We start from the raw sequence: 23,445 nt of genomic DNA, 5'->3' as shown, positions 1-23,445 counted from the left end.
AAAATTGACCAGAAAAGGCTAGTTGTAACGGTTGAAAATTGACCAGGTAATTTCCGTATCCTGCTTAAATTTTAGGCAGGAGAATTTAAGAGGTGATTACCATGGTTATGTATGCAAAGATACGACGGATGTTTTACCGTGAACATCTGTCAATTAATGAGATTCAACGAAGAACGAGTTTGTCGCGGAACACGGTCAAGAAGTGGTTGAAAGTGCCAAGCGACAGCGCGGTTAAATATCAAAGGGCGAAGAAGCCTGGCAAGTTGACACCGTTTGAATCCAGGTTAATGTTAGCGCTGGAAGCGGATGCGCGTCGTCCGAAGAAGGACCGGCGCACGGCGTTGATGTTGTTCAAAGAGATATTGAACGAGGGTTATACAGGCGGTTATACGATTGTATGTGACTTTGTTCGCAACTGGCGCAATCGAGGGAATCAGAGTAAAGCGGCGTATGTGCCGCTGAAGTTTGCGCTGGGTGAAGCATTCCAGTTTGACTGGAGCGAAGAATGGCTGGTGATCGGCGGCATCCACCGCAAGGTACTGGCAGCCCATACCAAGCTATGCGCCAGCCGTACTTTCATGTTGTCGGCTTATCCGTCACAAAGTCACGAAATGCTGTTTGATGCGCATACCCGGGCATTCACTACTTTTGGTGGTGTGCCGAAACGCGGCATTTACGACAACATGAAGACCGCCGTGGACAAGGTGTCTAAGGGCAATGGACGTGTGGTGAATACGCGCTTCTTTGCGATGACGGCACATTACCTGTTCGATCCTGATTTCTGCAATGTGGCTTCCGGCTGGGAAAAGGGTGTTGTCGAGAAGAATGTTCAGGATATGCGCCGCCGCATATGGAATGAAGCCAAGCAACAACAGTTTGGCTCATTCGATGACTTAAACAGATGGCTTGGAACGCGCTGTCGCGGACTGTGGTCTGAAATCGAGCATCCGGATTATGCGGGCATTACCCTTACCGATGCACTGGAACAAGAACAACTGTACCTGATGCCGATGCCAGCACCGTTCGATGGCTATATCGAAGTATTGGCGCGGGTATCCAGCACGTGTCTGGTTACATTACTGCGCAACCGGTATTCCGTTCCCTGTCGTCTGGTCAATCAGGTGGTGGCCGTTCATCAGTATGCCGACCGTATCGAGATCGTCCATGACAATGCCGTAGCAGCCTGTCATAGTCGTCTGATGGATAGCGACCAGGTCAGCTATAACTGGCAGCACTATATCCCGGTCATTGAGAAGAAACCGGGGGCCTTGCGCAACGGTGCGCCATTCGCCGAACTACCGGCACCTTTGCTGCAACTGCAGATTGCACTGAGGCGCAGAGAACGTCAGCAGGCCGATCGAATCATGGCAAAAGTGCTCAGCCTGGTGCCGACGCATGGGCTGGAAGCTGTGCTGGTCGCTGTTGAACTGGTGCTGGAATCCGGCGTGCCCAGTGCCGAGCATGTTGCCAATGTATTGGCACGGCTGAAATACACCGACGTACCAGCGTCAGTGGAAACAACACTGAAACTCAATGAAGAACCGCAGGCCGATACGGCGCGCTATGATCGTTTGAACACCAAAGAGGTGCCGCATGTCAGACATACTTGCGCAATTCAAAGCGCTGAAATTATATGGCATGGCCAGCTCCTATGCTGAACTGAGGCAACAGAATACGCCCGATGTCGCTGACAGTTTTAATTTCGCAGACACACTGCTAAACCAGTTACTCCAGGCTGAAACAACCGAGCGCAACCTCCGTTCCATTCGCTATCAGACACAAGCTGCCAGATTCCCGGTGCAGCGCCACTTACAGGGCTTCGACTTCAGTCAGTCCAAAGTCGATCAGCAACTGATTCATCAGCTGGCTACAATGGAATTTACAGCCGCTGCACAGAACCTGGTGTTGGTCGGCGGCACCGGTACTGGCAAAACACACCTGGCCATTGCCATCGGCACTTCAGGCATCCAGCATCACAATAAAAAGGTACGCTTCTTCAGCGCCATCGATCTGGCCAATAGTCTGGAACAAGAAAAATCAGCGGGCAAACAAGGCAGGCTTGCCTTGCGGCTGTTGCAGATCGACCTGGTCATTCTCGACGAACTGGGCTATCTGCCATTCTCACAAGCCGGTGGCGCACTATTGTTTCATCTACTCTCCAGGTTGTATGAACGTACCAGTATCATTATCACCACCAACCTCGCATTCGCAGAATGGAGCATCGTATTCATCGACGCCAAAATGACTACAGCGCTGCTGGATCGACTCACACACCATTGCCACATCATCGAAACCGGCAACGAGTCTTTCCGCTACAAACAAAGTACAGCCAATGCAAAGATCAGAATACAGCAGCGGGAAAAAGAAAAATATTCTCCAGAAGAAAATCTGGTCGATTCGTAGTCAATTACAACAAACTAAAACATCAACAGGAGGCAAATTACCAATCCAGTCTGGTCGACTTATCCACAGATGCGTAGTATCCTGCGCTCTATTTTCCCCTGGTCAAATTTCAACCGTAATGGGTGGTCAATTTTAAACCGGTATCAACAATTTAATTTATCTTTTTTAAATTAGATCACAGGTTATTTTGTTGAATAGCTGAGCATCTATCCAGCGGTTTTAATTTTTGCGTCATGCAAGTTTCCTTTCTTCTTTAAGATTTTTAATTCTTCATCTAAAACAATAACTCGCTCACCATTAGCATTTCTATGGATAGCACCAGAAATTGTGCCATCAGGCTCAAAGATTATGCGAATGACATCAACCTTAACTGTCTTAACTTTCGATACGGTTTCCAGTTTCTCTAATCGCTTTTTAATATTCATTTCAATAAGCACCTACCCTTTGTTGCGTCATTAAATCAATGACACGCAAACGCATAGGATCGTTATTAGTATCATCTACTAACCAGTCATGAATTTCCGGTTTGTTACATAGTTCTGCAATTCTGGCATCTAATTCATCATCGCTTGAATACTGTAATCCTCTAGGTTGCAGTCTTTCCAGTTTCTCGAGCCGTTTTTTAATACTGGTCATTGTTTTGCCTTTCCAATAATTCCAGTCGTTTTTCAATGTCTGAAAGCTCAATCATTTTGCCAATCTGCGACAATATATATACGAATCGTGAAGCATCTTGCGAATCAATGCGGGCTGTCCGTGCATCCCGATAAACCCGTGCCATTTCCCGCCTGCAATCTTCAATGTTAGCAAGCTTAATCTTGGGGGTAGGTATTAACTCAATACCTTTCATATCAATGGTTACAGGCATATTTATTTCCCTATTTTTCATAAAATAATTAATAGACCTCTGGAATTTCAATTAGTAGTGGGTTGTAAAATTGTTGTAAGCTTTTACAACAATTCAAAAGTAATATAGGTAAAGCTTTCCGCTGATTTGTTGTAATGTTGTAATGTTGTAAGAATTCCTAAATATATATGTAGAAGCAGATCAAAAGTCAAAAAAGAGAAAATAGAAAATAGAAAATAGAAAATAGAAAATAGAAAATAGAAAATAGAAAATAGAAAATAGAAAAATTATTACAACATTACAACAAATATAATTATTATCAAGTAACTATATATTTTTATTAACTTATTGTGTGTTGTAAGTTTGTTGTAAAGCTTACAACATCGGAAACAGGTTTATGATTTAAAGCAATGAGTAATAACTAGTTTGATGACAATATCTTTTAGTCAGTATGTTTTGACTTAACATCTCATTAAGCGTTTGTCTAATTAATTCTGATTTATTACCTGAATACTGTTTAAAGGGCGATACTCTTGATCTTGATTGAATAATAGCTCTCTCAGTTTTGGGTTTATTATTATCTTCAAATAGCAATATTATCGATGCAAACTCTGCTCGAGTACCTATAATTCCTTTTGTCTGACACAGCTTAAGAAGAGCTTCTAATAATGTATTGCAAATATTTATGGCTGAATCTATATACTTGTCATCAATTTCATAGCTTTCCCAAAACTCTTCCTTATTTTTGTCGATTAGGCAAAGATTTGCGGCAATTTTCATTATCTGCATATTCACCTTAGACGCTGCACCTCGTAATGAAGCATGAGAATATTTACCACCATCGTCTAAGTCTTTTTCTATCGTATTAAGAAATTCATTTATTTTAAGAAAGCCGCTATCTGGAATAGTGATTAATCTCAGTTCATCGAACTCCACAGCGTGCTCAATAACATCCTTCATTTCTCTGCATTTCCAAGCATATTCATCTGTAATAATGTGGTTACGCTCGATCCTTTTCAGATGATCACGCTTGCCCAAACTATGGGGTTCTACAAGCATAAGAAAACGTTCTGATAGTCCAGTGCCATTGGATGAATTTAACAGCGTCTCAATGCTGTTTGATTGAGCAAAACAGACGATACTACCAACAACACGACCGCAATATCCCTTCCTGGTTACTCTGGCGCTATTAATCCATCCAGCATCAAACCCATTAAGAACTACATCATTATTATTAACTTTAGAATCTGTTCTATAAGAATTGCCAAATAAGACATTGAATAATCCCTGTTCGCTGGATATACAGCTAAAGAATCCATTGGACACTGTCAATTGTTTTTCTAATCCCTCAGCAGTGGTATTAGTAGTAAATATTGGCTGGAATGCATTAAGCCTTGCCATTAACTGACTCAGTTCATTATCTTCATCCTTTGACAAAACACCTTTATCTTTTTTGCTATTAAGTGTTGCCATTCCCATTGTAATTTCATCATATATTTCTTTTGACATATCATAGAATGGCTTCTGGAATATCTTTAAACACCTAGATTTACCTGAACCGGATGGCTGTTCTATAACAACATATAGACCAATAGGGAGAGGAGTGCCGTCTTCATATAACACAGTGTATTTGCGAGCCGCTACTGAGCTAAAAGTCCCTAAGCCAGCAAGAAATACGGAACTTGATGGCAATGAAGTTTCTTTTGCAACTTGAATACTTAGCTTCTTAAGAATGTGATCATCATCAATATATTGAAGCAAATCGACCTGCGTATATCGAATATTACTATCTAGTACCGAATCAATTGACGGCTTTTCATTGAACAATTCATTAATCCTATCCAAGATATTTTCTTTCTCAGGTATAGGCTCATTCATCATGTTGCTGCCCTTCAATCCATGCTAAAAAGCCGCCGTGATTGATTAGTACTTTGGAACCTACACGGCGAATATATGGTGCAAGACCGTTTCCATTGATAATGCCTTTACTCGATTTTCTAACATTTGCATTGAATACGTGATTACGAATAGATGATTCAGTAAAAGCTGGTTCTGCTTGCGCGAGTAATTTGACAGTCAACCAAGAATCGTTGAGGGATTTTGCGACAATGTTTTGTTGAGTCATTGGGGTCTCCATGCAATATATCCTAGCTAGTTACTGCTTATTGCTAGTACTATTACATTAACACAATGATTTATAACAAATTAATTTGGCGTAAAAATGGTGGGGATTTGGTGAGAAAATGGCGAAAGTATTAAAATTGAGCCATGAATCATGGCGTAAAAATGGCGGGATTAATCAAAATCTCCTGTTATGAGATATTGCTTATCTTTACTTCGTTCGGGCAAATTTTTTGCCAATTTACGATTAATATGTTCACGAGAGTAATATCCTTTATTGACAAGCCATTCTGCAATTTTTGCAGGATTGTATTTATTATGGGCTTCACGAATTTCCTTTAGTCCATTCCTAGCTGCCCGATTAAAATGTATCTTCCATTTTAATTTATCCACTTTATCAAACAAAAGTGCAATTGCGCTTTTATTCATTGTGTCAAATAAAATATATATTTCCTTTTCTGATTCATTGCCAGCGATAATATTTGTTTTGCTTTGCGTAAGTTCTTTCTTATAGTCTTTTATTTCTGCTGAGATAGCTGTTGGTAATCTATAGAGTACTCCGTTCTTTTCTAACCATGCATTGATATCCGTTACACTTATTACTTCAAAAAAATCTCGCCTTGTTGTTGGTATATAGGGAAGTTTGTTAGCTGGGTTTCTTACTACAAGTTCGCCTTCTTTGGCGGCAGACATGATTTGGTTGTTGAAAACCTTTTGGCTAGCTTCAATCATGCCTTCTTTCATATTTTCGAACGAAGTTTCAGGAATACCCAAAGCTGATATATCAGCAAGCAAGCACTCTTTATCAAAAGTTAATTTAGCAAGCTCAAATGCTGCTTCTTCAATTGTTAAATATAAATCTGCGCTCATACTATTTGCCCAAAAATCTTGTCATTCATAGAAGCTACTACACGGGCTGTGTGGCCTTCGGACAAGTGTGCATATCGCTTTACCATCTGCAAGGTTTTATGACCTAATACTTCGGCTATTTCAGCTAGGCTTGCGCCATTCATTGCCAAGTAGCTTGCTGCACTATGCCGCAAATCATGAAAATGAAAATCTTTGAGTTCGGCCTTTTTTACCGCGGTTTCCCAAGGTGTGCGTAAATCCATTGCTTTTTGTGGTTTTTGTGGTGTGATTTGTTTAGGGGGAAATAATAAATCTGAGTCTATATTCCGATTTTTATATAGCTTTTTCAATAATTCCAAAGCATGGCCTGTAATCGCAACGGCGCGGCGTTCACCGTTTTTAGTTTCGTCTAATATTGCCCGACCTTGATCTAAATCGACTACATTCCATGACAATCCCATGATTTCACCTTGCCGCATGCCGGTAGACAATGCCAGTACAACAACAGTATAAAGATATGGATTGCTGGATTCCTTGCAGGTTTTAAGTAGGCGCATTCGCTCATCGTCGGATAGGAAGCGAACCCTTCCACGTGATTCCTTCGGTTTGGTAACTTTACGCATAGGACTATCTTCTAACCAGCCCCATTCTTTTACTGCAATAGTCAGAGCATGCGAAAGCGCAGCCATATACCGCACAACACTGGCAGGCGAACGCAGCTTATTTCGAACTGTTATTTCACGTCCTAACTTATCTCTACATTCGCCAATAAGGGAAGGCGTTACATCTGCAAGTGAATAGCTTCCTATTTCAGATTTCCACCATGTTAATTGTTGCGCTTGGTCTTTTGCACTCTTTTTGGCTGGCAACACATCCCGGCAATAGCGATCTATCATTTTCGCTAAAGTGTGACGTTTGGCTTCTGTGGTTTTAAAATGGCGGCCTTCTCGAATCGCTGATTGGGTTTGTTGTGCCCATTTTTTGGCATCAGTTAAACGCTCAAATGTTGCAGATTGGGAAGGAAATCCTTTTAAGCGTATTTTTACCCGGTAACTTATTTTCCCTTCATTAGAAATACGTTTTTCGATGTTTGCCATGATTGCCTATGCAAGTAACTAATCATTGTAAATAGCTTACAATAAAGGGCAATAAATAACAACATCTGATATACATTCATAAGAATATTAAATATATATTCTTGATATACATCAAGTTAATTTTAATTATTTTATTAACGGGGCATCTATGGGGCAGTTGAAAATAAAATAGGGTACTTGTGTGGTTTTTGTGGTGGGTTTTGCAAGAAAGATAAAAATAAAAATGGGGCACCAGTATTGCACTTTGTTATTTATAAGTGCCCCGCTACTGCCCCAATATTTGATACCACAAGGATATTATATTACTAACCCATTGATTTTATGGTGCCGACACCAAGAATCGAACTCGGGACCTTCTGATTACAAATCAGCTGCTCTACCATCTGAGCTATGCCGGCAATTAATACGGTAAAAATGGGTAATTTCAAATCAATAGATTTATTTAATTACCCTAAGTTTTGGTTTTCGTACTTTCCTTTCCTGTAGTATTTCAGGATCTTGATTTGAATTATTATTTTTAAGCACATTCATAGCTTTCTGGTTTTCTCTTTTTTCATCAGAGAATGTGATACCCTGATTCACCTCCTTAGCAAAGATGCTATTAATCGTATTCATTGGTATCTTCAGTTTTCTTTCCACACCATTAAATCTTGCAGCAAAACCTACAATATTATTATCAATAATTAGTTCGTTAACAGCGTTTATACTTATATTAAAGACGATTTCATTTTCTTTAATATATTCCTTGGGAACATTCAATTCGGGAAATGCTTGAACGGATATATAAGGCGTAAATCCACTATCTATACACCAATCATAAATTGAACGAACTAAGTAAGGCTTTGTTGAGCTAATTGTCATTTTCGCATCACTTTCTCAGAAGCTGACAATGCATCAATAAATAGCGGTCGACTAAACAATCTTTCAGAATATTTTAGTAACGGCGCTGCTTGTTTTGGAAGACGAATTCCAAAATGCTCTAAACGCCAAAGCAATGGTGCTATCGCCACATCAAGCATAGAAAATTCATCACCTAACATGAACTTTTGCTTTTCAAAAATTGGTGAGATGATCGTGAGATTATCGGAAATGACTGTTCGGGCTTTATCCACTGTTTTTTGATCTGCTCCTTCAAACGCGTCAATGTGACAAAACAACTCTTCCTCAAAACGATAGAGCAATAGCCGTGCACGAGCACGCATAACCGGATCAGCTGGCATCAACTGGGGATGCGGAAAACGATCATCGATGTATTCATTAATAATGTTTGATTCATACAATACTAAATCGCGTTCCACCAGCACCGGTGCTTTCCCGTATGGACTCATTACCGCCAAGTCCTCTGATTTATTATTAGGATCGACATCAATCACTTGGAAATCCATATCTTTCTCGTGCAATACAATTCTGCAACGATGACTGTACGGACAAGTAATTGTTGAATATAACGTCATCATAATTATGATTCTCTGACTCTGAACTATTTTATATATGTGACAAAAGACGTCAGTGAATATCTCTCCAATATTCTTTCTTCAAGAAGTAAGACAATGCCAGCATACCCAACAAGAAAAGTATCACTTTAACACCTAATCCTTTCCGCGCGTTAGCATGTGGCTCACCCAAATAGACCATGTAATTTACTAAATCACCTACAAACTTATCAAATTCTGCTGCAGTCATTTTGCCTGGCTTTTCCAGAATCAAGCTCTTCTGATCGCCATTTACTTCCAGTTTCTGCTCACCTTGCAACTGATAAAGTACGTGAGGCATTGCGGCGCGATCAAATACCAAATTATTCCATCCAGTTCCAGTCGCGTCATCACGATAAAAAGCTTTTAAATAGGTATATAGCCAATCTGCCCCTCTTGAGCGAGCTATAACCGACAAATCAGGCGGGGCTACACCGAACCATTCCTCGCCTTCTTTCTTGCGCATTGCAGATAACATCAAGTCGCCGACTTTTTGCCCTGTATAAACCATTTTCTCAAGTATTTCTTCATTCGTATATCCAATATCACGGTGACGGTTATAGCGCATGTAGCTTGCGCCATGGCATGTCAAACAAAAATTAACAAAGCTTTCAGCACCGCGCTGCAAAGAAGCATTATCAGCGATGTCTACTGGAGCTCGCTCTAATGGCATGCCAGATTCAGCAGCGTACACACTGAACGGAGCTATGCATAAGATTAATATAGCAACAATGGTTATTTTCTTCATTTTTTTACTCTTGTAGTCTTTTTGGCTCAGGTTTGGTTTTATCAATCTTGCTGTACCATGGCATCAAAACAAAAAATGCAAAATATATCACGGTAAAGATTTGCGCTAACAAGGTATACAAGGGGGTTGGTGATTTCGTACCCAACCAGCCTAATACGAAAAAGCTGATAACAAACAATGTTAAAGCAATTTTAAAATAAGGGCCTTTATAGCGCACCGATTTAACAGGACTTCTATCCAACCATGGCAAGAAACAGAAAATTACCACTGACCCCGCCATCAATATTACACCCCATAATTTAGCGTCTATTCCCAGAAAGTTCACAGTTACAGCACGCAACATTGAATAATAAGAAGTGAAATACCAAACGGGCGCAATGTGATCAGGTGTTTGTAATGTATTGGCAGGTATAAAATTATTATATTCCAGGAAATACCCACCCATTTCAGGAGCAAAGAAAATAATCCCGCAAAAAACAATCAAAAACACCACTACACCTACGATATCCTTAACCGTGTAATAAGGATGGAATGGTATGCCGTCAACAGGAATTCCGGTTGAAGGATTTTTATTTTCTTTTATTTCAATCCCATCAGGATTATTTGATCCGGTTTCGTGTAATGCAAGAATATGCACAAATACTAAAACCAACAGTACTAATGGCAACGTTACGACGTGATAAGCAAAAAAACGATTAAGCGCTGCGTCAGAAAGGGTGAAATCACCCAGTAGCCATTGTTGAAGCGTCTCGCCAATTGCCGGAATCGCTCCAAACATACTGACAATTACTTGCGCGCCCCAATAAGACATCTGACCCCATGGCAGAATGTATCCGGTAAAGGCTAAGCTCATCAGTACAAAAAATATACACATACCCACCAACCACAGAAGCTCCCGCGGTTTACGATACGAACCATATAGCATTCCACGGAACATATGCAGATAAACCACAACAAAGAACATCGATGCACCCGTAGAATGCATATACCGGATTAGCCAACCGTAATCCACATCACGCATGATATATTCAACCGACGCAAAAGCCTGGCTGGCATCCGGTTTATAATTCATGGTTAGAAAGATACCGGTAATTAATTGATTAACCAATACCAGTAAAGCCAAAGAACCAAAGAAATACCAGAAATTAAAATTCTTCGGAGCATAATACTCGGAAAGATGGGCCTTCCAATTAGACGTCAATGGAAAACGCTTATCAATCCATTCAATCATGGAGTTAAATATATTACTCATTTACACAGATCCCTCGCTTTCAGATCCAATTAAAAGACGACTCTCACTCAAATAAACATGAGGAGGTACAACCATATTCGTAGGAGCCGGTACATGCTTATAGACGCGACCCGCCAAATCAAATTTTGAACCGTGACACGGACAGAAAAAACCACCCAACCAATCAGGTCCAAGATCTGCTGGAGCAATGTCTTTCCTAAATACAGGAGAGCAACCTAAATGAGTGCAAACACCTTCGGTAACCAAAATTTCAGGCTTGATTGATCGTGTGCGATTTTTTGCATATTCCGGTTGCTGATTCTTTTCCGAATTTGGATCAGCCAGCTCATCTTCTACTTTTTCCAAGGTTTTCAACATCTCTGGCGTACGATTCAACACCCACACGACTCTTCCTCGCCACTCGACCATCAGAAGCATACCAGGCTCAAGTTTTGATATATCCACCTCTACCGGTGCACCTGCTGCTTTGGCTCTTTCACTCGGCATCATACTCAATAAAAAAGGCGTTGCTATCGCAGCGCCCGCTACACCACCGGCTACAGAAGTTGCTGCGACCAAAAACTTTCTTCTGCCGCTCATCTTCTCATTTATGCTGAAACTATCTGCCATCATAATCAATCATTCCATCAGTAATTTTTTCACGTAACCATATCAATAGAAATGAAATTCTTATCCAACCCCTATCACTTCTGCTAATTTATCCGCTAATGCTTGCTACAAAAGCGCGCAGTATACCACAATCATTTTAAGGATTATAGAAAACTCTATACAGATTGAATTGGCTGAAAGTCAAGTAAACAAAGCTGTAAGTGTATTATTTACAAACTAATTACTTAACCTTTCCGTGACATTGTTTATACTTTTTACCAGAACCGCAAGGACATGGTTGATTACGTCCTATTTTTTCGTTATCACGTACAAATGGTTGATTCTTTTCTGCTTGAATATTGCTGCGATTCGATTCTTCTTCTGAAACCTCGGCATAATTATCATGGTGATATTGCACATTCTCTGGCGATCGCAGCGTTTCAGTCACTGCTTCCACTTGCTGTTCATTTTTTATTTGAACTGTCAGTAGTATCTTTGTTACCACGCTTTTAACCTCTTCGAGCATATTGGTGAAGAGTCCAAAAGCTTCTCGCTTATATTCTTGTTTTGGGTTCTTTTGTGCATAACCACGCAGATGTATGCCCTGGCGCAAATGATCCAATGCCGCCAAATGCTCGCGCCAATGCGAATCTAGGATTTGTAACATTACAACCCGCTCATAGTGATGAATTATTTCGGCACCCACCGCCTCTACTTTTTCCTGATACTTTTCATTGGCCAGGTCAATGATCCGCTGACTCAAACTTTCCTCATGTAAATCTGGCTGTTGTTCAAGCCATTTTTTCAATGGAAAATGCAATTGAAAATCTGTTGCAAGCGCTTTCTCCAGTCCGGTCACATCCCATTGTTCTTCAACACTCTGTGGCGGTATATACAAATTGAACAAATCACTTAGCACACTTTCACGAATCGCTGTAATAGTCTCCGAAATATTCTGCTCCGCTTCCAATAATTCATTACGTTGCTGATAAATTACTTGCCGCTGATCATTGGCAACATCATCGTATTCCAGCAATTGCTTACGCATATCAAAATTTCTTGCTTCGACTTTGCGTTGTGCATTCTCAATAGCTTTTGTAACCCAGGGATGCTCAATAGCTTCTCCTTCCGGCATATTAAGGCGCGTCATAATATTTGCTACTCGATCAGAGGCAAATATGCGCAGCAGCGGATCCTCCAATGATAGAAAAAAACGACTGGAACCCGGATCACCCTGCCTACCCGACCGACCGCGCAATTGATTATCCACCCGGCGCGACTCATGCCGCTCAGTACCAATAATATGTAACCCCCCATTTCTTAAAACTTCTTCATGAACTACATTCCATTTCTCCGAAACTTCACTAATTTGCCTGAGCTTAGCTTCTTCGCTTATTTTCTCATCGTGCCGGATACGTTCAATCTCCGGTTCCGGATTCCCTCCCAGCACAATATCAGTCCCACGACCCGCCATATTGGTAGCAATAGTAACCATTTTAGGACGCCCAGCTTGTGCCACGATACTCGCTTCACTAGCATGTTGTTTGGCATTCAACACTTGATGCGGCAACTTTTCTCGCTCCAGCAGCTTGGATAATAATTCATTACTTTCAATGGATGTCGTACCCACCAGTACCGGTTGCCCTTGTTTATAGCACTCTTTGATTTCTTGAATAATGGCCTCATTCTTCTCTTTCGTAGTCCGAAATACCAAATCCATCCGATCATCACGAATCATTGGCTTATGCGTCGGAATAATAACCGTCTCCAATCCATAAATTTGTTGAAATTCGGCTGCTTCCGTATCGGCTGTTCCCGTCATACCAGAGAGCTTCTGGTACATACGAAAATAATTCTGAAAAGTAATCGAAGCCAGTGTCTGATTTTCTTTCTGAATAACCACCCCTTCTTTTGCTTCTACAGCTTGATGTAATCCATCGGACCAGCGACGGCCAGCCATCAAACGTCCGGTAAACTCATCAACAATAACCACTTCACCATCTTGCACAACATAATGTTGATCCAGAAAATATAAACTATGTGCGCGTAAACCCGCGTTTACGTGATGAATCAAATTGATATTGGCTGGATCATAGAGACTGGTTCCCGGTTTCAGTAATCCAGCAGATGCTAATAATTTCTCAGCGTGCTCAAAACCAGATTCGCTTAATGTAACCTGATGAGATTTTTCATCGACGCTATAATCACCCGGACTGTCTTCCGTTTCTTGGCGAATCAATTTAGGAATCAGTGCATTAATACGCACGTAGATCTCTGTATCACCCTCCGCTTGCCCTGAAATGATTAATGGCGTACGCGCTTCGTCAATTAAGATCGAATCCACCTCATCCACGATCGCAAAATTAAGTATGCGTTGCACCCGCTCATTTGTGTGCGTCACCATATTGTCACGCAAATAATCAAATCCATATTCATTATTCGTACCGTAGGTTATATCCGCGGCATATGCAGCCTGTTTATCACCATACGACATCTGTGCATAAATAACACCGACACTCAACCCAAGAAACTGGTAAATTTTTCCCATCCAATCAGCGTCACGTTTTGCCAGATAATCGTTCACGGTAACAACATGCACGCCATTACCCGATAATGCATTCAGGTAAGCTGGCAAAGTTGCCATAAGCGTTTTACCCTCACCGGTGCGCATCTCTGCAATATTACCTTCGTGCAATACCATGCCACCGATAAGCTGCACGTCGAAATGACGCATTTGCAGCACTCTTTTACCCGTTTCACGTACAACAGCGAATGCTTCTGGAAGTAGATCATTCAACTCCTCCCCATCTTGAATACGCTGCTTAAACTTGTCCGTTTGGGCACGCAAATCAGCGTCGGATAACTCTGAAATGACCGGTTCCATTTCATTAATAGCACGCACGACTTGAGAATACTGTTTAATCATTCGGTCGTTGCGACTACCGAAAATTTTCTTGAGTAGATTACCTAACATAAAAATAAGTCTCTAATGATTCCGTGTTTGAACAATCTGTTAAGAAGCGAAGTGTGAAATTTTCTCTCGCCCTGCAAAATACCTGAAAAATATCACCGGTTGCTAGAAACCATCTGGAATAGTATTGAAAATGGACGCGAAATATTCGTTCGAATTATTAAAAACGCCTTAACCCGTTCTGCCATACATCCATTTCCTCGAAAGTTTTTTCAACGATCTATTAAGACTCAATTCAACCCGGCTTTTTCAGAAATTTAGCTGGATTTTGCGGTTTGTCTTTGTGTCGAATCTCAAAATGCAAATGGGGTCCGGTAGAACGTCCGGTACTGCCAACCTCAGCTATCTTCTGCCCCTGTAATACAACTTCCCCAAGCTTTACTATTCGCTTCGAGGCATGTGCATACCGACTCACCAAATCACCGCCATGATCAATTTCAACCATATTACCATACTCAGAATGGCGATCCGAATAGATCACTACTCCACTTGCAGCAGCTTTTATCGGTGTACCTGTTTTTGCGGCGAAATCGACACCTTCATGAAATGCTCTCTTTCCGGTAAAAGGATCAATCCGATAGCCAAAACCGGAAGAATACCAATCTGTTTCAACCGGCATTTCGGAAGGTAAAACAAACTTGGTTATCCTGCCAAAACGCAATAACGAATCGAGAGCCCCCAGTTTATCTGCTCTTTCGTCAAGCATCGTAGACAATTCCTGGAGCATATCATCAAACTCCCCAACAGTTAGCTCGTCCCCCAAAATACCTAGACTACTTCTTGGTCCGCCTTGTCCCGGCACTTCTTTAAACAGAAAGTCAGGTGATTTGATTCCTGAAGATTCTGCCAAGCGCTCACCCAAGGCATCCAGACGAATTAATTGCGCTTGCATATGCCCTAGCTTGCTGGCCATAATATTCAGGTTATCTTGTAAGTGGGCTTGGATTTTCTGGTGTTTTTCTTCTTGCGGATTAACTAAAATCGCTCTTAATAATGGAGCATCGATTTTGTCGGCATAACGTAGTGAAATAAAATTCAACCCTAATGCCGCTATTACAACTATGGCAGAAAAAACACCTAATAATAATATGATACGCGACCTTGTCAGCGTAAGTTTGCGCGCTCGTTCCGTATTACTTGAAATAAAAATAATATTCATACTTTATTCTCGCAGGGTATTTTTTAAATAACCATGCTTCCTCTTAAAGTTGATTCATATCTTGATCTTCTGGGCAAAACGCCCGAATATGCCAGCTTGCTTTCATCGGCTCGTCAATTGCATGAAGCTCAATTAGCATTTTTTAAACTGATTCCAGCGCAGTTAATTCAATATTGTCGCCTAGGTCTAATTCTGGACGGCAAGTTAACCATCCTGGTAGAAAATGGCGCAGTTGCCTCAAAACTCAAGCAAATTTCACCATCACTACTAATTAAACTACAGCAGCGTGGCTGGAAAGTTACTGCATTTCAAATATTGGTGCAAGCGCATAACTCGCTTAAAAACTCAAGACCATTTGAAAAGCAAGGACATAGCAAAAGAAAATTGAAACTGAGTCAGACAGGTAGAGAATGTTTAACTCAGCTTGCTGCTACGATGTCAGATTCAGAACTCAAAAAAACCATCCAATTCTTCGTAAGAAAACATCAAGACACCTCAATTGATTACAATGATTCAGAAACGTAATGCAAATGATGGGTTAATCCTAGGGAGCCGCTGAACAATGAGCGGTTCTCAGATTTTTCAGGCCTACTGCCAGTTTTTTGAACACAAATTCACGATACTTCCTTCTTCAGCGGCATTTTGTCGCCTAATTCCTCCTGTTTCTGCTCATTGTCCGCCGCCGGGGCAAGGTAAACATTGATCGCCTCCAGCAATATCGCTGTTAATTCGTGCTGCTCCAAAAGATGCCGGAAATTCAGTATCGTAGTCTCGTCCGGCAGAGCATCGGTAACTCCGCAGAATCCCGAAAAGCTCGATGGTGTCACATGGTGTATTAAAAAATTATCAGAAAAGACGATTATCCCAATCTTTGGATTCGTTCAGCGATTCCCTGGTAACGAAACTCATTATTTTGATACACCCGGCGCATCAATTATCCCAGCCAATCAATACCCTAGGGAAATCACCACAATTCTTGCCTGCAATTGTCTACTTGATTTTTATTTTCTGTAACCGTCTCGTATATAATGCGGAAATATTGATCAGGTTTACACATGCCAAAGCAATTACTCTTGACTGTATGTTAAAACCTTTATTTTTCCGATGATGATTTAATCTCAAAGTGTCAGCCTAGTTCCGATTATCCGACTGACCGTATAAAAACCCTATGAATGTTTTTTATGAAGAAGCTGGAACCTTCAAGATAGGTACCATACTCGCTGACAATAATACCTCGCTACAAATAGAGGCTATTCACGGCAAGCGCTCAAAGATTAAAACCACATCGGTGTTATTCAAATTCGATACGCCCCCAGTATCCGAATTTATGAATCATGTCCAGAAAATCATTGCAGAATTGGATGCGAATTTTCTTTGGGAATGCTGCGCTCAAGAAGTCGAATTTGCCAGCAATACGCTCGCTACCGATTATTTTGGACACTCACCCAGTCCGGTTGAAGCTGCTGCCACATTGATGCTGCTTCAGAATGCTCCGATGCATTTTTACAAGAAAGGACAAGGACGTTACAAGGCAGCACCACCCGATGCGCTCAAAGCAGCGCTCGCCAGTCTGGAGAAAAAACGCCTGCAAGCAGAGCAACAAGCGCGCTATGTTGAGCAACTTAACCAATTCATTCTGCCTGAGGAATTTAAACCGCGGCTTCCACAATTACTCTATAAGCCAGAAAAAAATTCCATTGAATGGAAAGCGCTCGAAGCTGTTTGTGCCGAAACCAAGCATACTCCTGTAAAGCTAATGGAAAAATGTGGTGCCATACCCTGTTCACACGATTATCATTTCAATCAATTTATCTTGGAACATTTTCCCTCTGGCATCGGTTTTAATGAATTAGATTCACAACCGGTGGCTAATAAAATGAACGATTTGCCCTGCGCAGATGTAGCGGCGTTCAGTATTGATGATGCTTCAACGACCGAAATTGACGATGCATTCTCTGTTACACCTCTGTCATTGGGGAGTTTCCGCATTGGTATTCATATCGCCGCACCTGCTCTGGGAATTGATCCAGATTCCCCACTCGATAAAACCGCTGCCACACGATTATCGACGGTATACCTACCCGGAAACAAAATCACCATGCTGCCGGAAGCGATCATTCATCACTTCACACTTGCGGAAAACACAGTATGCCCGGCACTTTCATTATATTTAGACGTTTCTGATGATTTTACCGTCATAAAAACCGAAAGCCGGATTGAGAAAATAAAAATTGTTGCAAATCTGCGTCACAACGAATTAGAGCAATACTTCAATGAAATCGCATTAAACAAAGGAGATTTCAAACATACCTTTAGCCAGGAATTAAGCCTCCTATGGAAATTTGCCTGCAAAATGGAAAATCAACGGGGCAAAGCCAACGATATCAATAACGACAAAATTGATTACAGTTTTGAAATCAAAAATAATCGTGTCACAATCAGCGAACGCAGACGCGGATCCCCCATTGATAAGGTAGTCTCCGAATTGATGATTTATGTCAATATGGAATGGGGTAAACAGCTCGCTGATGCGGGCATTACGGGTATTTTTCGCAGTCAGGCAAATGGAAAAGTCAGAATGAGCACTTCCCCCGCCCCACATCAAGGACTCGGAGTTTCGCAATATGCCTGGAGCAGTTCTCCTATGAGACGCTATGTGGATTTAATCAACCAACGGCAAATCATTGCGCTGTTACGTAATGAACCTCCGTTTTATACCAAAAACAGCGACAAACTTTTAATTGCGATGCGCGATTTTGAAATGATCTATAGTATTTATGGAGAATTTCAACGGGCAATGGAACGTTACTGGTGCTTGCGCTGGTTACTGCAAGAAAGAATTCAAACCATCAATGCTCAGGTTATTAAAGAAAATTTAGTAAAATTTGATCATATTCCTTTTATCATGCGAATTCCTTCACTACCGGAAATGGCCCCAAGCACTTACGTCAAACTTCAATTATCCGAAATAGATTTACTGGAGCGAACTTTGCATGCAGAATTCTTGCACAAACAGGATGTATGAGATTTATTTATACGGAAACTTAATGAGCCATGCGACGAGCAAAAAAAAGCTCTCCTCTAAAATACCACAATCTCTAGAGACTTTAGATTTAACTTTCAAGGTTTGATTCTGTGGCTGTGATCTTTCAAACACACGCAATCTCATCCATGGCATCGAGTGGTTATCAATTTTTACAAACCAATCGCATCTTAGTTGCGATGGTGGTTTCGTTCCTATTACACATCATTATATTGTTTGGAGTGACTTTTCAATTTCCACAACCCCAAACTGACAAAATTGCATCCTCTCTGGAGGTTGTGTTGGTTAACAATAAGACATTGAGCCAACCTAAAGAAAGCAAATTACTTGCGCAAGATAATCTGGACGGTGGCGGCAACACGGATGATGACCGCAAGGCAAAGACCCCTCTCCCTGTTCTGCCGAAAAGTAAACCTATCCTCAATGAAAAGGTAGCACAACAAAAAGTAAAACAACTGGAGCAGGAAGCTAAGAAATTAATGGCTGCTGTCAGCGATATTCCGCAAATCCAAGCACTCGAGACACAAGATAACGAAAATGAAGATGAAAACAAGCCCACGGATGTCGATGCGAATGAATTGTTACTGCGCAGCCTTGATATCGCCCGACTCAGAGCACAGGTGGATCAAGATCACGATAGCTATCAGAAACGTCCCAAAAGAAAATTTGTTGGCGCACGTACCAGAGAATATCGCTTTGCACGTTATGTTGAAGATTGGCGTTTGAAAGTTGAGCGTATCGGCAATTTGAATTACCCGGAAGCCGCCAGAAAAGAAAAATTATACGGCAACCTACAACTCACCGTTGGCATTCGTGCTGACGGCAGCTTGGAATCTATTGAAGTTAACCGCTCATCCGGAAAAAAGATTCTCGATGACGCCGCCATCAACATCGTAAAACTGGCCGGACAAAATGGATTTGCACCTTTCCCCCCCGATATTAGTCAAGATACGGATATTCTACATATTACCCGAACGTGGGTATTTGCATCCTCTGACACATTACTCAGTCAATAATCTTTTATTGAAGCTGGCAATTTACTTATCTTTAAATTTAATTAAAAAGTTTCTCACTTATGCCCGATTTATATGCCGTGATCGGTAACCCCATATCACATAGTAAATCACCACTGATTCATACCGCTTTTGCTCGACAAACAAACCAATCCATGCACTATGACGCCCGTTTGGCTCCGCTTGATGGTTTCATGCTGGCTGTGGAAAATTTCCGCCAACATGGCGGTAAAGGATTGAACGTCACGGTACCCTTCAAACTGGAAGCTCATCATCTATCAACTCACTTGACGGAACGAGCGAGAATCGCACAGGCAGTTAACACGCTCAAATTTGAAAACAATGGGATATCAGGTGATAACACGGATGGGGCTGGGCTCATTCGCGACATCGAATCGAATCTAGGCCTCTCTATTGCAGCCAAACGCATACTGCTGCTCGGCGCCGGCGGAGCCGCAAGAGGCGTGATTCTTCCACTATTGCAGCAAAACCCCGCTTTACTGGTTATAGCAAACCGCACACCGCACAAAGCTGAAGCATTACAACAACAGTTTGTCTCGTATGGTCATATCGTAGCTGGTGATTTTATGGCCTTCTCGGATGAAAAATTCGACATCATCATCAATGCCACTTCCGCCGGTCTACACAATGCATTACCCCAAATACCTGCCAGCATTTTCTCTCATGCCGCGCTTGCTTACGATATGATGTACCACCATGAACTCACTCACTTCCTTAAATTTGCTCACTTACATGGCGCGCAACAACTGGCTGATGGTATCGGTATGCTGGTCGAACAAGCGGCTGAATCTTTCTTTATCTGGCGTGGCATCTATCCTCAGACAAAGCCAGTCATTATGATGTTAAAATCACGCCTGTAAGACCAGTCTTACGTGCTTCTTTCCATTATAGCCGTTGTAATTTCATCAAACCGATTGGGCCGAGCATAACACCGATCCATAATTTTATAGTGTTGAAGCCGCAACGCGGTTTATACTCACCGGTCATCAAATTGCAAACTGTCCGGCGTATAAACAGTCTGAATTTATTCTAAATAAAAAGACTATTCTTGCAAACATAAACCCGTTATGACCGAAACGAACAACAATAATCAGGAAAGCCCATCGACTCCATTAGAACAAGTCACTTTTCTGTTACATAAATATAAATTAATTGAGGGTCTGGTTACTTTGCAAGATGACACAAACCCGTCACTCAACGAATCCGAAGTCCAAAAGCAAAATCTGACCGAACTGCAGGTTTTTCTGGATCAACTTCATCCTGCTGATATCGCTAACATTTTGGAAGCATTACCGCTCGAAGATCGTCTTCTGATCTGGGGTATGATCAAAACGGACCGTGACGGTGAAGTATTGCTGGAAACATCAGACGCCGTTCGCGCCTCGCTGATCACTGATATGGGCACTCAAGAGTTGGTTGCTGCTACGGAATATCTGGATGCCGATGAGATCGCTGATCTCGCGCCTGATTTACCGCAGGAAGTGATGGATGATGTTTTCCGTTCATTACCTATAGAAGAACGCGAGCAACTGCGCGCAGCAATGTCGTATCCGGAAGATTCCGTGGGCGCACTGATGGATTTTGATGTCATCACCATTCGTGAAGATGTGCGACTGGAGGTAGTTCTGCGTTATTTACGCCGCCTAGATGAAATGCCGGATCATACCGATCAATTATTCGTCGTGGATCGGAATGAACAATTGAAAGGAGTATTGCTGATCAATCGATTAATCGTCAGTGACCCTGACATCCTAGTTGCCGAAGTGATGACCAAGGAAATGATTAAATTACGGCCGAACGATGTCGCACAACAAGCTGCTAACGCTTTTGAACGCTATGACCTGGTTTCAGCTTCAGTAGTAGACGAAAGCAACAAATTACTCGGCCGTGTCACTGTCAACGTCGTCATCGACTTCATCCGCGAAACAGCAGAAAATGAAGCGCTGAACCTAGCGGGCTTGAGTGAAGAAGAAGATCTTTTTGCCCCGATTTTAAAAAGCGTCAAGAATCGCTGGGGCTGGCTAGCAATTAACCTGGTTACTGCTTTTATCGCCTCACGGGTTATCGGTTTATTTGAAGATTCTATCGAGAAACTGGTCGCTCTCGCCGCGCTCATGCCGATCATCGCAGGCATTGGCGGCAACTCGGGCAATCAAACCATCACCATGATTGTGCGTGCACTGGCATTGAATCAGATCAACACCCGAAGCGCCTGGAAATTAATCACCAAGGAAGTCGGTGTGAGTATCGTCAACGGTTTGCTATGGGGAACTGTCGTCGGCTTATTCACCTTTGCCATTTATCAAAATGCCGAACTGGGCTTGGTAATGACTTTGGCCATGACACTCAACTTGCTGCTAGCCGCGTTATTAGGCGTCATGATTCCATTGACTTTACGCAAGCTTGGTCGCGACCCGGCTTTAGGTTCCAGCGTGATGATTACCGCTGTGACAGACAGCGGCGGATTCTTCATTTTTTTGGCCTTGGCAACCTTTTTCCTGCTGTAAGGTACGCGTGAAATCTTGATCTGACAAACTGATTGTTAATGCAGCCAGAACCAGAAAAATAATTTTTACGATACCGATCAAGAATGAGCCGGCTTGATTATCCAAGCAATCGGCGTTTTAAACCGGCAAATCCTTCACTTTTAAAAACTTCCCAACCACGTTTCCCAATCGCAAACCCCGTTCTGGGTTGAAAAAAAGATTGCCGGAGAATTCCGCTCAACTTCTCCCAATCGATACTGCTTGTGTTTCCACGAAACCCAGGCGTTAACACCGATGAGAATTCTTTCATTGCCTTTTCACATCTTTCCGGGTCGAAAAAATCGGGAAATTCCACTTTACCCTGATTATTCCACCAAGCCAGATAAGTAGACGCATCAAAAGGATCTGGAAACACGCTTTGAAGATCCACTCTTTCGCGATAAACGAGACGCTGCGCCTTGGAGATTGGCGTGCCGTCCGTGTAGAAACCATAAGCCCAGGGTTCTTTTGCCAGCGGCTCATCAACCAGTGCCTCGGTCTGCTTTGCATACCAATTGACAAGCTGATGTACAGCCTGATTATTTCCGGCATTTTTTGCAGCCATAATGCGATGGGCACCACTATCAAAACCAGTAAAATGATAGAAACCCAATGGCTCACCATCAACCATATAATTGCCCGATGCGCTCAATCCCAATTTGCGGGTGGTCAGGTTCCAGGTTGCAACGTTGTGACGACTGGATTTCATAATAGCCACATCCTCAAAAAATGCAGGCACAAGATCAATCCATCGCTGATCTGTGAAAAGCCCGTTTGGAATATCAGCACGACAAAAATGATAAATCCGCTGACTCCACCATTCTGCAAACTCATGACCGACATCAGAAGCTGCAACGGCGATAAATCCGAGATTATAGATACCGTGCTTCAAGCTGCAGATCTCATTATCCATCACCGCCGAGAGCGTTTTCTCCGGCCGGGTTTGGTGCGGCGTCAGAACAATATTAGCCTTGTCCAGAGCTGCGATAATGTCATCAAGACGAGAAAATGCAACGGTATCCGGATCAAGGTAAATTACCTTTTGGCACTCAGGCAGCTTTAGCAAACGAAGCAGCATAAACGGCTTAATGGCGGTTGCCAATTCGACGATCGTGTGACAAAACGCCCACCCGCGCCAATCAGGAATACCCAGTTCGGAGGCAGGCCAAATCTGGTCAAAAGGCTCACGACTCAAATCGACATCCGGTCTCGGTTCATCTGCGAGGGCCAAATGAAGCCGCCACTCCGGATGATGCTGCCGCAAGGAGTGAAATAGCATGCGTACTTTTGGAATGTAATTAAAAGCAGCGCTGGTAAATACGTTAATATTGGACAT

General features: G+C 42.1%; 23 protein-coding genes and 1 tRNA gene. 7 read left to right on the top strand and 17 right to left on the bottom strand.

What is annotated here, in order from left to right:
• Positions 1 to 101 precede the first annotated feature (101 nt).
• Positions 102 to 1,658 (top strand): IS21 family transposase, encoded by a 1,557-nt coding sequence (gene istA / locus CPG39_RS12965; RefSeq protein ID WP_096293987.1) that lies wholly within the window; start codon positions 102 to 104, stop codon positions 1,656 to 1,658.
• Positions 1,594 to 2,403: an IS21-like element helper ATPase IstB gene (gene istB / locus CPG39_RS12960; RefSeq protein ID WP_096291694.1), complete on the top strand. Its 810-nt coding sequence runs from the start codon at positions 1,594 to 1,596 to the stop codon at positions 2,401 to 2,403. Before istA ends, istB begins: the two co-directional genes overlap by 65 nt.
• A gap of 206 nt (positions 2,404 to 2,609) precedes the next feature.
• On the opposite strand, the gene CPG39_RS12955 is transcribed toward istB, so the two are convergent.
• From CPG39_RS12955 to CPG39_RS12885, 15 genes are all read right to left on the bottom strand, one after another.
• Complete coding sequence (locus CPG39_RS12955; protein ID WP_096293986.1) at positions 2,610 to 2,828, bottom strand: hypothetical protein; 219 nt, start codon at positions 2,826 to 2,828, stop codon at positions 2,610 to 2,612.
• Position 2,829: 1 nt separating this feature from the next.
• Positions 2,830 to 3,039, bottom strand: a complete 210-nt coding sequence (locus tag CPG39_RS12950) for a hypothetical protein (RefSeq protein WP_096293985.1) — start codon at positions 3,037 to 3,039, stop codon at positions 2,830 to 2,832.
• Entirely contained in the window at positions 3,026 to 3,271 is a 246-nt protein-coding gene (locus CPG39_RS12945) for a hypothetical protein (protein ID WP_231990311.1), read from the bottom strand. The genes CPG39_RS12950 and CPG39_RS12945 overlap by 14 nt, the downstream gene beginning before the upstream one ends.
• Before the next feature lie 381 nt (positions 3,272 to 3,652).
• Entirely contained in the window at positions 3,653 to 5,131 is a 1,479-nt protein-coding gene (locus CPG39_RS12940; RefSeq protein ID WP_096293983.1) for a DUF3987 domain-containing protein, read from the bottom strand.
• Entirely contained in the window at positions 5,121 to 5,375 is a 255-nt protein-coding gene (locus CPG39_RS12935; RefSeq protein ID WP_096293982.1) for a hypothetical protein, read from the bottom strand. The genes CPG39_RS12940 and CPG39_RS12935 overlap by 11 nt, the downstream gene beginning before the upstream one ends.
• 170 nt (positions 5,376 to 5,545) lie before the next feature.
• Entirely contained in the window at positions 5,546 to 6,241 is a 696-nt protein-coding gene (locus CPG39_RS12930) for a hypothetical protein (RefSeq protein WP_096293981.1), read from the bottom strand.
• Positions 6,238 to 7,317 carry a tyrosine-type recombinase/integrase gene (locus CPG39_RS12925; RefSeq protein ID WP_096293980.1) on the bottom strand — a complete coding sequence of 360 codons (1,080 nt, stop codon included), beginning with the start codon at positions 7,315 to 7,317 and terminating at the stop codon, positions 6,238 to 6,240. The genes CPG39_RS12930 and CPG39_RS12925 overlap by 4 nt, the downstream gene beginning before the upstream one ends.
• Before the next feature lie 322 nt (positions 7,318 to 7,639).
• Positions 7,640 to 7,715, bottom strand: a tRNA-Thr gene (locus CPG39_RS12920).
• 40 nt (positions 7,716 to 7,755) lie between these two features.
• Positions 7,756 to 8,178, bottom strand: coding sequence for a ClpXP protease specificity-enhancing factor (locus CPG39_RS12915; RefSeq protein ID WP_096293979.1), 423 nt, complete (start codon positions 8,176 to 8,178; stop codon positions 7,756 to 7,758).
• On the bottom strand, positions 8,175 to 8,774 hold the full coding sequence (locus CPG39_RS12910) for a glutathione S-transferase N-terminal domain-containing protein (RefSeq protein WP_013648270.1): 600 nt from the start codon (positions 8,772 to 8,774) through the stop codon (positions 8,175 to 8,177). Before CPG39_RS12910 ends, CPG39_RS12915 begins: the two co-directional genes overlap by 4 nt.
• A gap of 49 nt (positions 8,775 to 8,823) precedes the next feature.
• Complete coding sequence (locus tag CPG39_RS12905; RefSeq protein WP_096293978.1) at positions 8,824 to 9,537, bottom strand: cytochrome c1; 714 nt, start codon at positions 9,535 to 9,537, stop codon at positions 8,824 to 8,826.
• A gap of 4 nt (positions 9,538 to 9,541) precedes the next feature.
• Positions 9,542 to 10,789, bottom strand: coding sequence for a cytochrome b (locus tag CPG39_RS12900; protein WP_096293977.1), 1,248 nt, complete (start codon positions 10,787 to 10,789; stop codon positions 9,542 to 9,544).
• Positions 10,790 to 11,398, bottom strand: coding sequence for a ubiquinol-cytochrome c reductase iron-sulfur subunit (gene petA, locus CPG39_RS12895; protein WP_096294340.1), 609 nt, complete (start codon positions 11,396 to 11,398; stop codon positions 10,790 to 10,792).
• A 220-nt stretch (positions 11,399 to 11,618) separates the two neighbouring features.
• Positions 11,619 to 14,351: a preprotein translocase subunit SecA gene (secA, locus tag CPG39_RS12890; RefSeq protein ID WP_096293976.1), complete on the bottom strand. Its 2,733-nt coding sequence runs from the start codon at positions 14,349 to 14,351 to the stop codon at positions 11,619 to 11,621.
• A gap of 232 nt (positions 14,352 to 14,583) precedes the next feature.
• Positions 14,584 to 15,507: a M23 family metallopeptidase gene (locus CPG39_RS12885; RefSeq protein WP_096293975.1), complete on the bottom strand. Its 924-nt coding sequence runs from the start codon at positions 15,505 to 15,507 to the stop codon at positions 14,584 to 14,586.
• A gap of 33 nt (positions 15,508 to 15,540) precedes the next feature.
• On the opposite strand from CPG39_RS12885, the gene CPG39_RS12880 reads away from it, so the two are divergent.
• Positions 15,541 to 16,032 carry a DciA family protein gene (locus tag CPG39_RS12880; RefSeq protein WP_096293974.1) on the top strand — a complete coding sequence of 164 codons (492 nt, stop codon included), beginning with the start codon at positions 15,541 to 15,543 and terminating at the stop codon, positions 16,030 to 16,032.
• Positions 16,033 to 16,121: 89 nt separating this feature from the next.
• On the opposite strand, the gene CPG39_RS15040 is transcribed toward CPG39_RS12880, so the two are convergent.
• A complete protein-coding gene (locus CPG39_RS15040; RefSeq protein WP_419866155.1) occupies positions 16,122 to 16,334 on the bottom strand; it encodes a hypothetical protein in 213 nt (70 codons plus the stop codon).
• A gap of 341 nt (positions 16,335 to 16,675) precedes the next feature.
• Here CPG39_RS15040 and CPG39_RS12865 point away from each other — a divergent pair, with 341 nt between their 5' ends.
• The 4 genes from CPG39_RS12865 (at position 16,676) to mgtE (ending at position 22,091) form a co-directional block, all read left to right on the top strand.
• Positions 16,676 to 18,532 carry a ribonuclease catalytic domain-containing protein gene (locus CPG39_RS12865; protein ID WP_096293972.1) on the top strand — a complete coding sequence of 619 codons (1,857 nt, stop codon included), beginning with the start codon at positions 16,676 to 16,678 and terminating at the stop codon, positions 18,530 to 18,532.
• 146 nt (positions 18,533 to 18,678) lie between these two features.
• The gene (locus CPG39_RS12860) at positions 18,679 to 19,566 is read left to right on the top strand and encodes an energy transducer TonB (RefSeq protein ID WP_096293971.1); all 888 of its coding nucleotides are present in this window, start codon (positions 18,679 to 18,681) and stop codon (positions 19,564 to 19,566) included.
• Between the two features lie 59 nt (positions 19,567 to 19,625).
• Positions 19,626 to 20,444 carry a shikimate dehydrogenase gene (aroE, locus tag CPG39_RS12855; protein WP_096293970.1) on the top strand — a complete coding sequence of 273 codons (819 nt, stop codon included), beginning with the start codon at positions 19,626 to 19,628 and terminating at the stop codon, positions 20,442 to 20,444.
• Positions 20,445 to 20,651: 207 nt separating this feature from the next.
• Complete coding sequence (gene mgtE, locus CPG39_RS12850) at positions 20,652 to 22,091, top strand: magnesium transporter (RefSeq protein WP_096293969.1); 1,440 nt, start codon at positions 20,652 to 20,654, stop codon at positions 22,089 to 22,091.
• A 97-nt stretch (positions 22,092 to 22,188) separates the two neighbouring features.
• Here the strand turns inward: mgtE and CPG39_RS12845 are convergent, their stop codons facing one another.
• A complete protein-coding gene (locus CPG39_RS12845; protein WP_096293968.1) occupies positions 22,189 to 23,445 on the bottom strand; it encodes a glycosyl transferase in 1,257 nt (418 codons plus the stop codon).

The sequence above is a fragment of the Nitrosomonas ureae genome, assembly GCF_900206265.1.
Classification (GTDB): domain Bacteria; phylum Pseudomonadota; class Gammaproteobacteria; order Burkholderiales; family Nitrosomonadaceae; genus Nitrosomonas; species Nitrosomonas ureae_C.
The sequence above is the reverse complement of the archived record's forward strand: the minus strand, read 5'-3'. Positions and strand labels throughout refer to the sequence as shown.

Coding starts and splice junctions, on each gene's coding strand:
- CPG39_RS12880 (WP_096293974.1), top strand. CDS start 15,541: ATGCTTCCTCTTAAAGTTGATTCATATCTTGATCTTCTGGGCAAAACG.
- CPG39_RS12955 (WP_096293986.1), bottom strand. CDS start 2,828: ATGAATATTAAAAAGCGATTAGAGAAACTGGAAACCGTATCGAAAGTT.
- CPG39_RS12915 (WP_096293979.1), bottom strand. CDS start 8,178: ATGACAATTAGCTCAACAAAGCCTTACTTAGTTCGTTCAATTTATGAT.
- CPG39_RS12935 (WP_096293982.1), bottom strand. CDS start 5,375: ATGACTCAACAAAACATTGTCGCAAAATCCCTCAACGATTCTTGGTTG.
- CPG39_RS12885 (WP_096293975.1), bottom strand. CDS start 15,507: ATGAATATTATTTTTATTTCAAGTAATACGGAACGAGCGCGCAAACTT.
- mgtE (WP_096293969.1), top strand. CDS start 20,652: ATGACCGAAACGAACAACAATAATCAGGAAAGCCCATCGACTCCATTA.
- CPG39_RS12950 (WP_096293985.1), bottom strand. CDS start 3,039: ATGACCAGTATTAAAAAACGGCTCGAGAAACTGGAAAGACTGCAACCT.
- CPG39_RS12860 (WP_096293971.1), top strand. CDS start 18,679: ATGGCATCGAGTGGTTATCAATTTTTACAAACCAATCGCATCTTAGTT.
- petA (WP_096294340.1), bottom strand. CDS start 11,398: ATGGCAGATAGTTTCAGCATAAATGAGAAGATGAGCGGCAGAAGAAAG.
- secA (WP_096293976.1), bottom strand. CDS start 14,351: ATGTTAGGTAATCTACTCAAGAAAATTTTCGGTAGTCGCAACGACCGA.
- istB (WP_096291694.1), top strand. CDS start 1,594: ATGTCAGACATACTTGCGCAATTCAAAGCGCTGAAATTATATGGCATG.
- CPG39_RS12900 (WP_096293977.1), bottom strand. CDS start 10,789: ATGAGTAATATATTTAACTCCATGATTGAATGGATTGATAAGCGTTTT.
- CPG39_RS12945 (WP_231990311.1), bottom strand. CDS start 3,271: ATGCCTGTAACCATTGATATGAAAGGTATTGAGTTAATACCTACCCCC.
- CPG39_RS12905 (WP_096293978.1), bottom strand. CDS start 9,537: ATGAAGAAAATAACCATTGTTGCTATATTAATCTTATGCATAGCTCCG.
- CPG39_RS12930 (WP_096293981.1), bottom strand. CDS start 6,241: ATGAGCGCAGATTTATATTTAACAATTGAAGAAGCAGCATTTGAGCTT.
- istA (WP_096293987.1), top strand. CDS start 102: ATGGTTATGTATGCAAAGATACGACGGATGTTTTACCGTGAACATCTG.
- CPG39_RS12845 (WP_096293968.1), bottom strand. CDS start 23,445: ATGTCCAATATTAACGTATTTACCAGCGCTGCTTTTAATTACATTCCA.
- CPG39_RS12940 (WP_096293983.1), bottom strand. CDS start 5,131: ATGATGAATGAGCCTATACCTGAGAAAGAAAATATCTTGGATAGGATT.
- CPG39_RS12925 (WP_096293980.1), bottom strand. CDS start 7,317: ATGGCAAACATCGAAAAACGTATTTCTAATGAAGGGAAAATAAGTTAC.
- CPG39_RS12910 (WP_013648270.1), bottom strand. CDS start 8,774: ATGATGACGTTATATTCAACAATTACTTGTCCGTACAGTCATCGTTGC.
- aroE (WP_096293970.1), top strand. CDS start 19,626: ATGCCCGATTTATATGCCGTGATCGGTAACCCCATATCACATAGTAAA.
- CPG39_RS12865 (WP_096293972.1), top strand. CDS start 16,676: ATGAATGTTTTTTATGAAGAAGCTGGAACCTTCAAGATAGGTACCATA.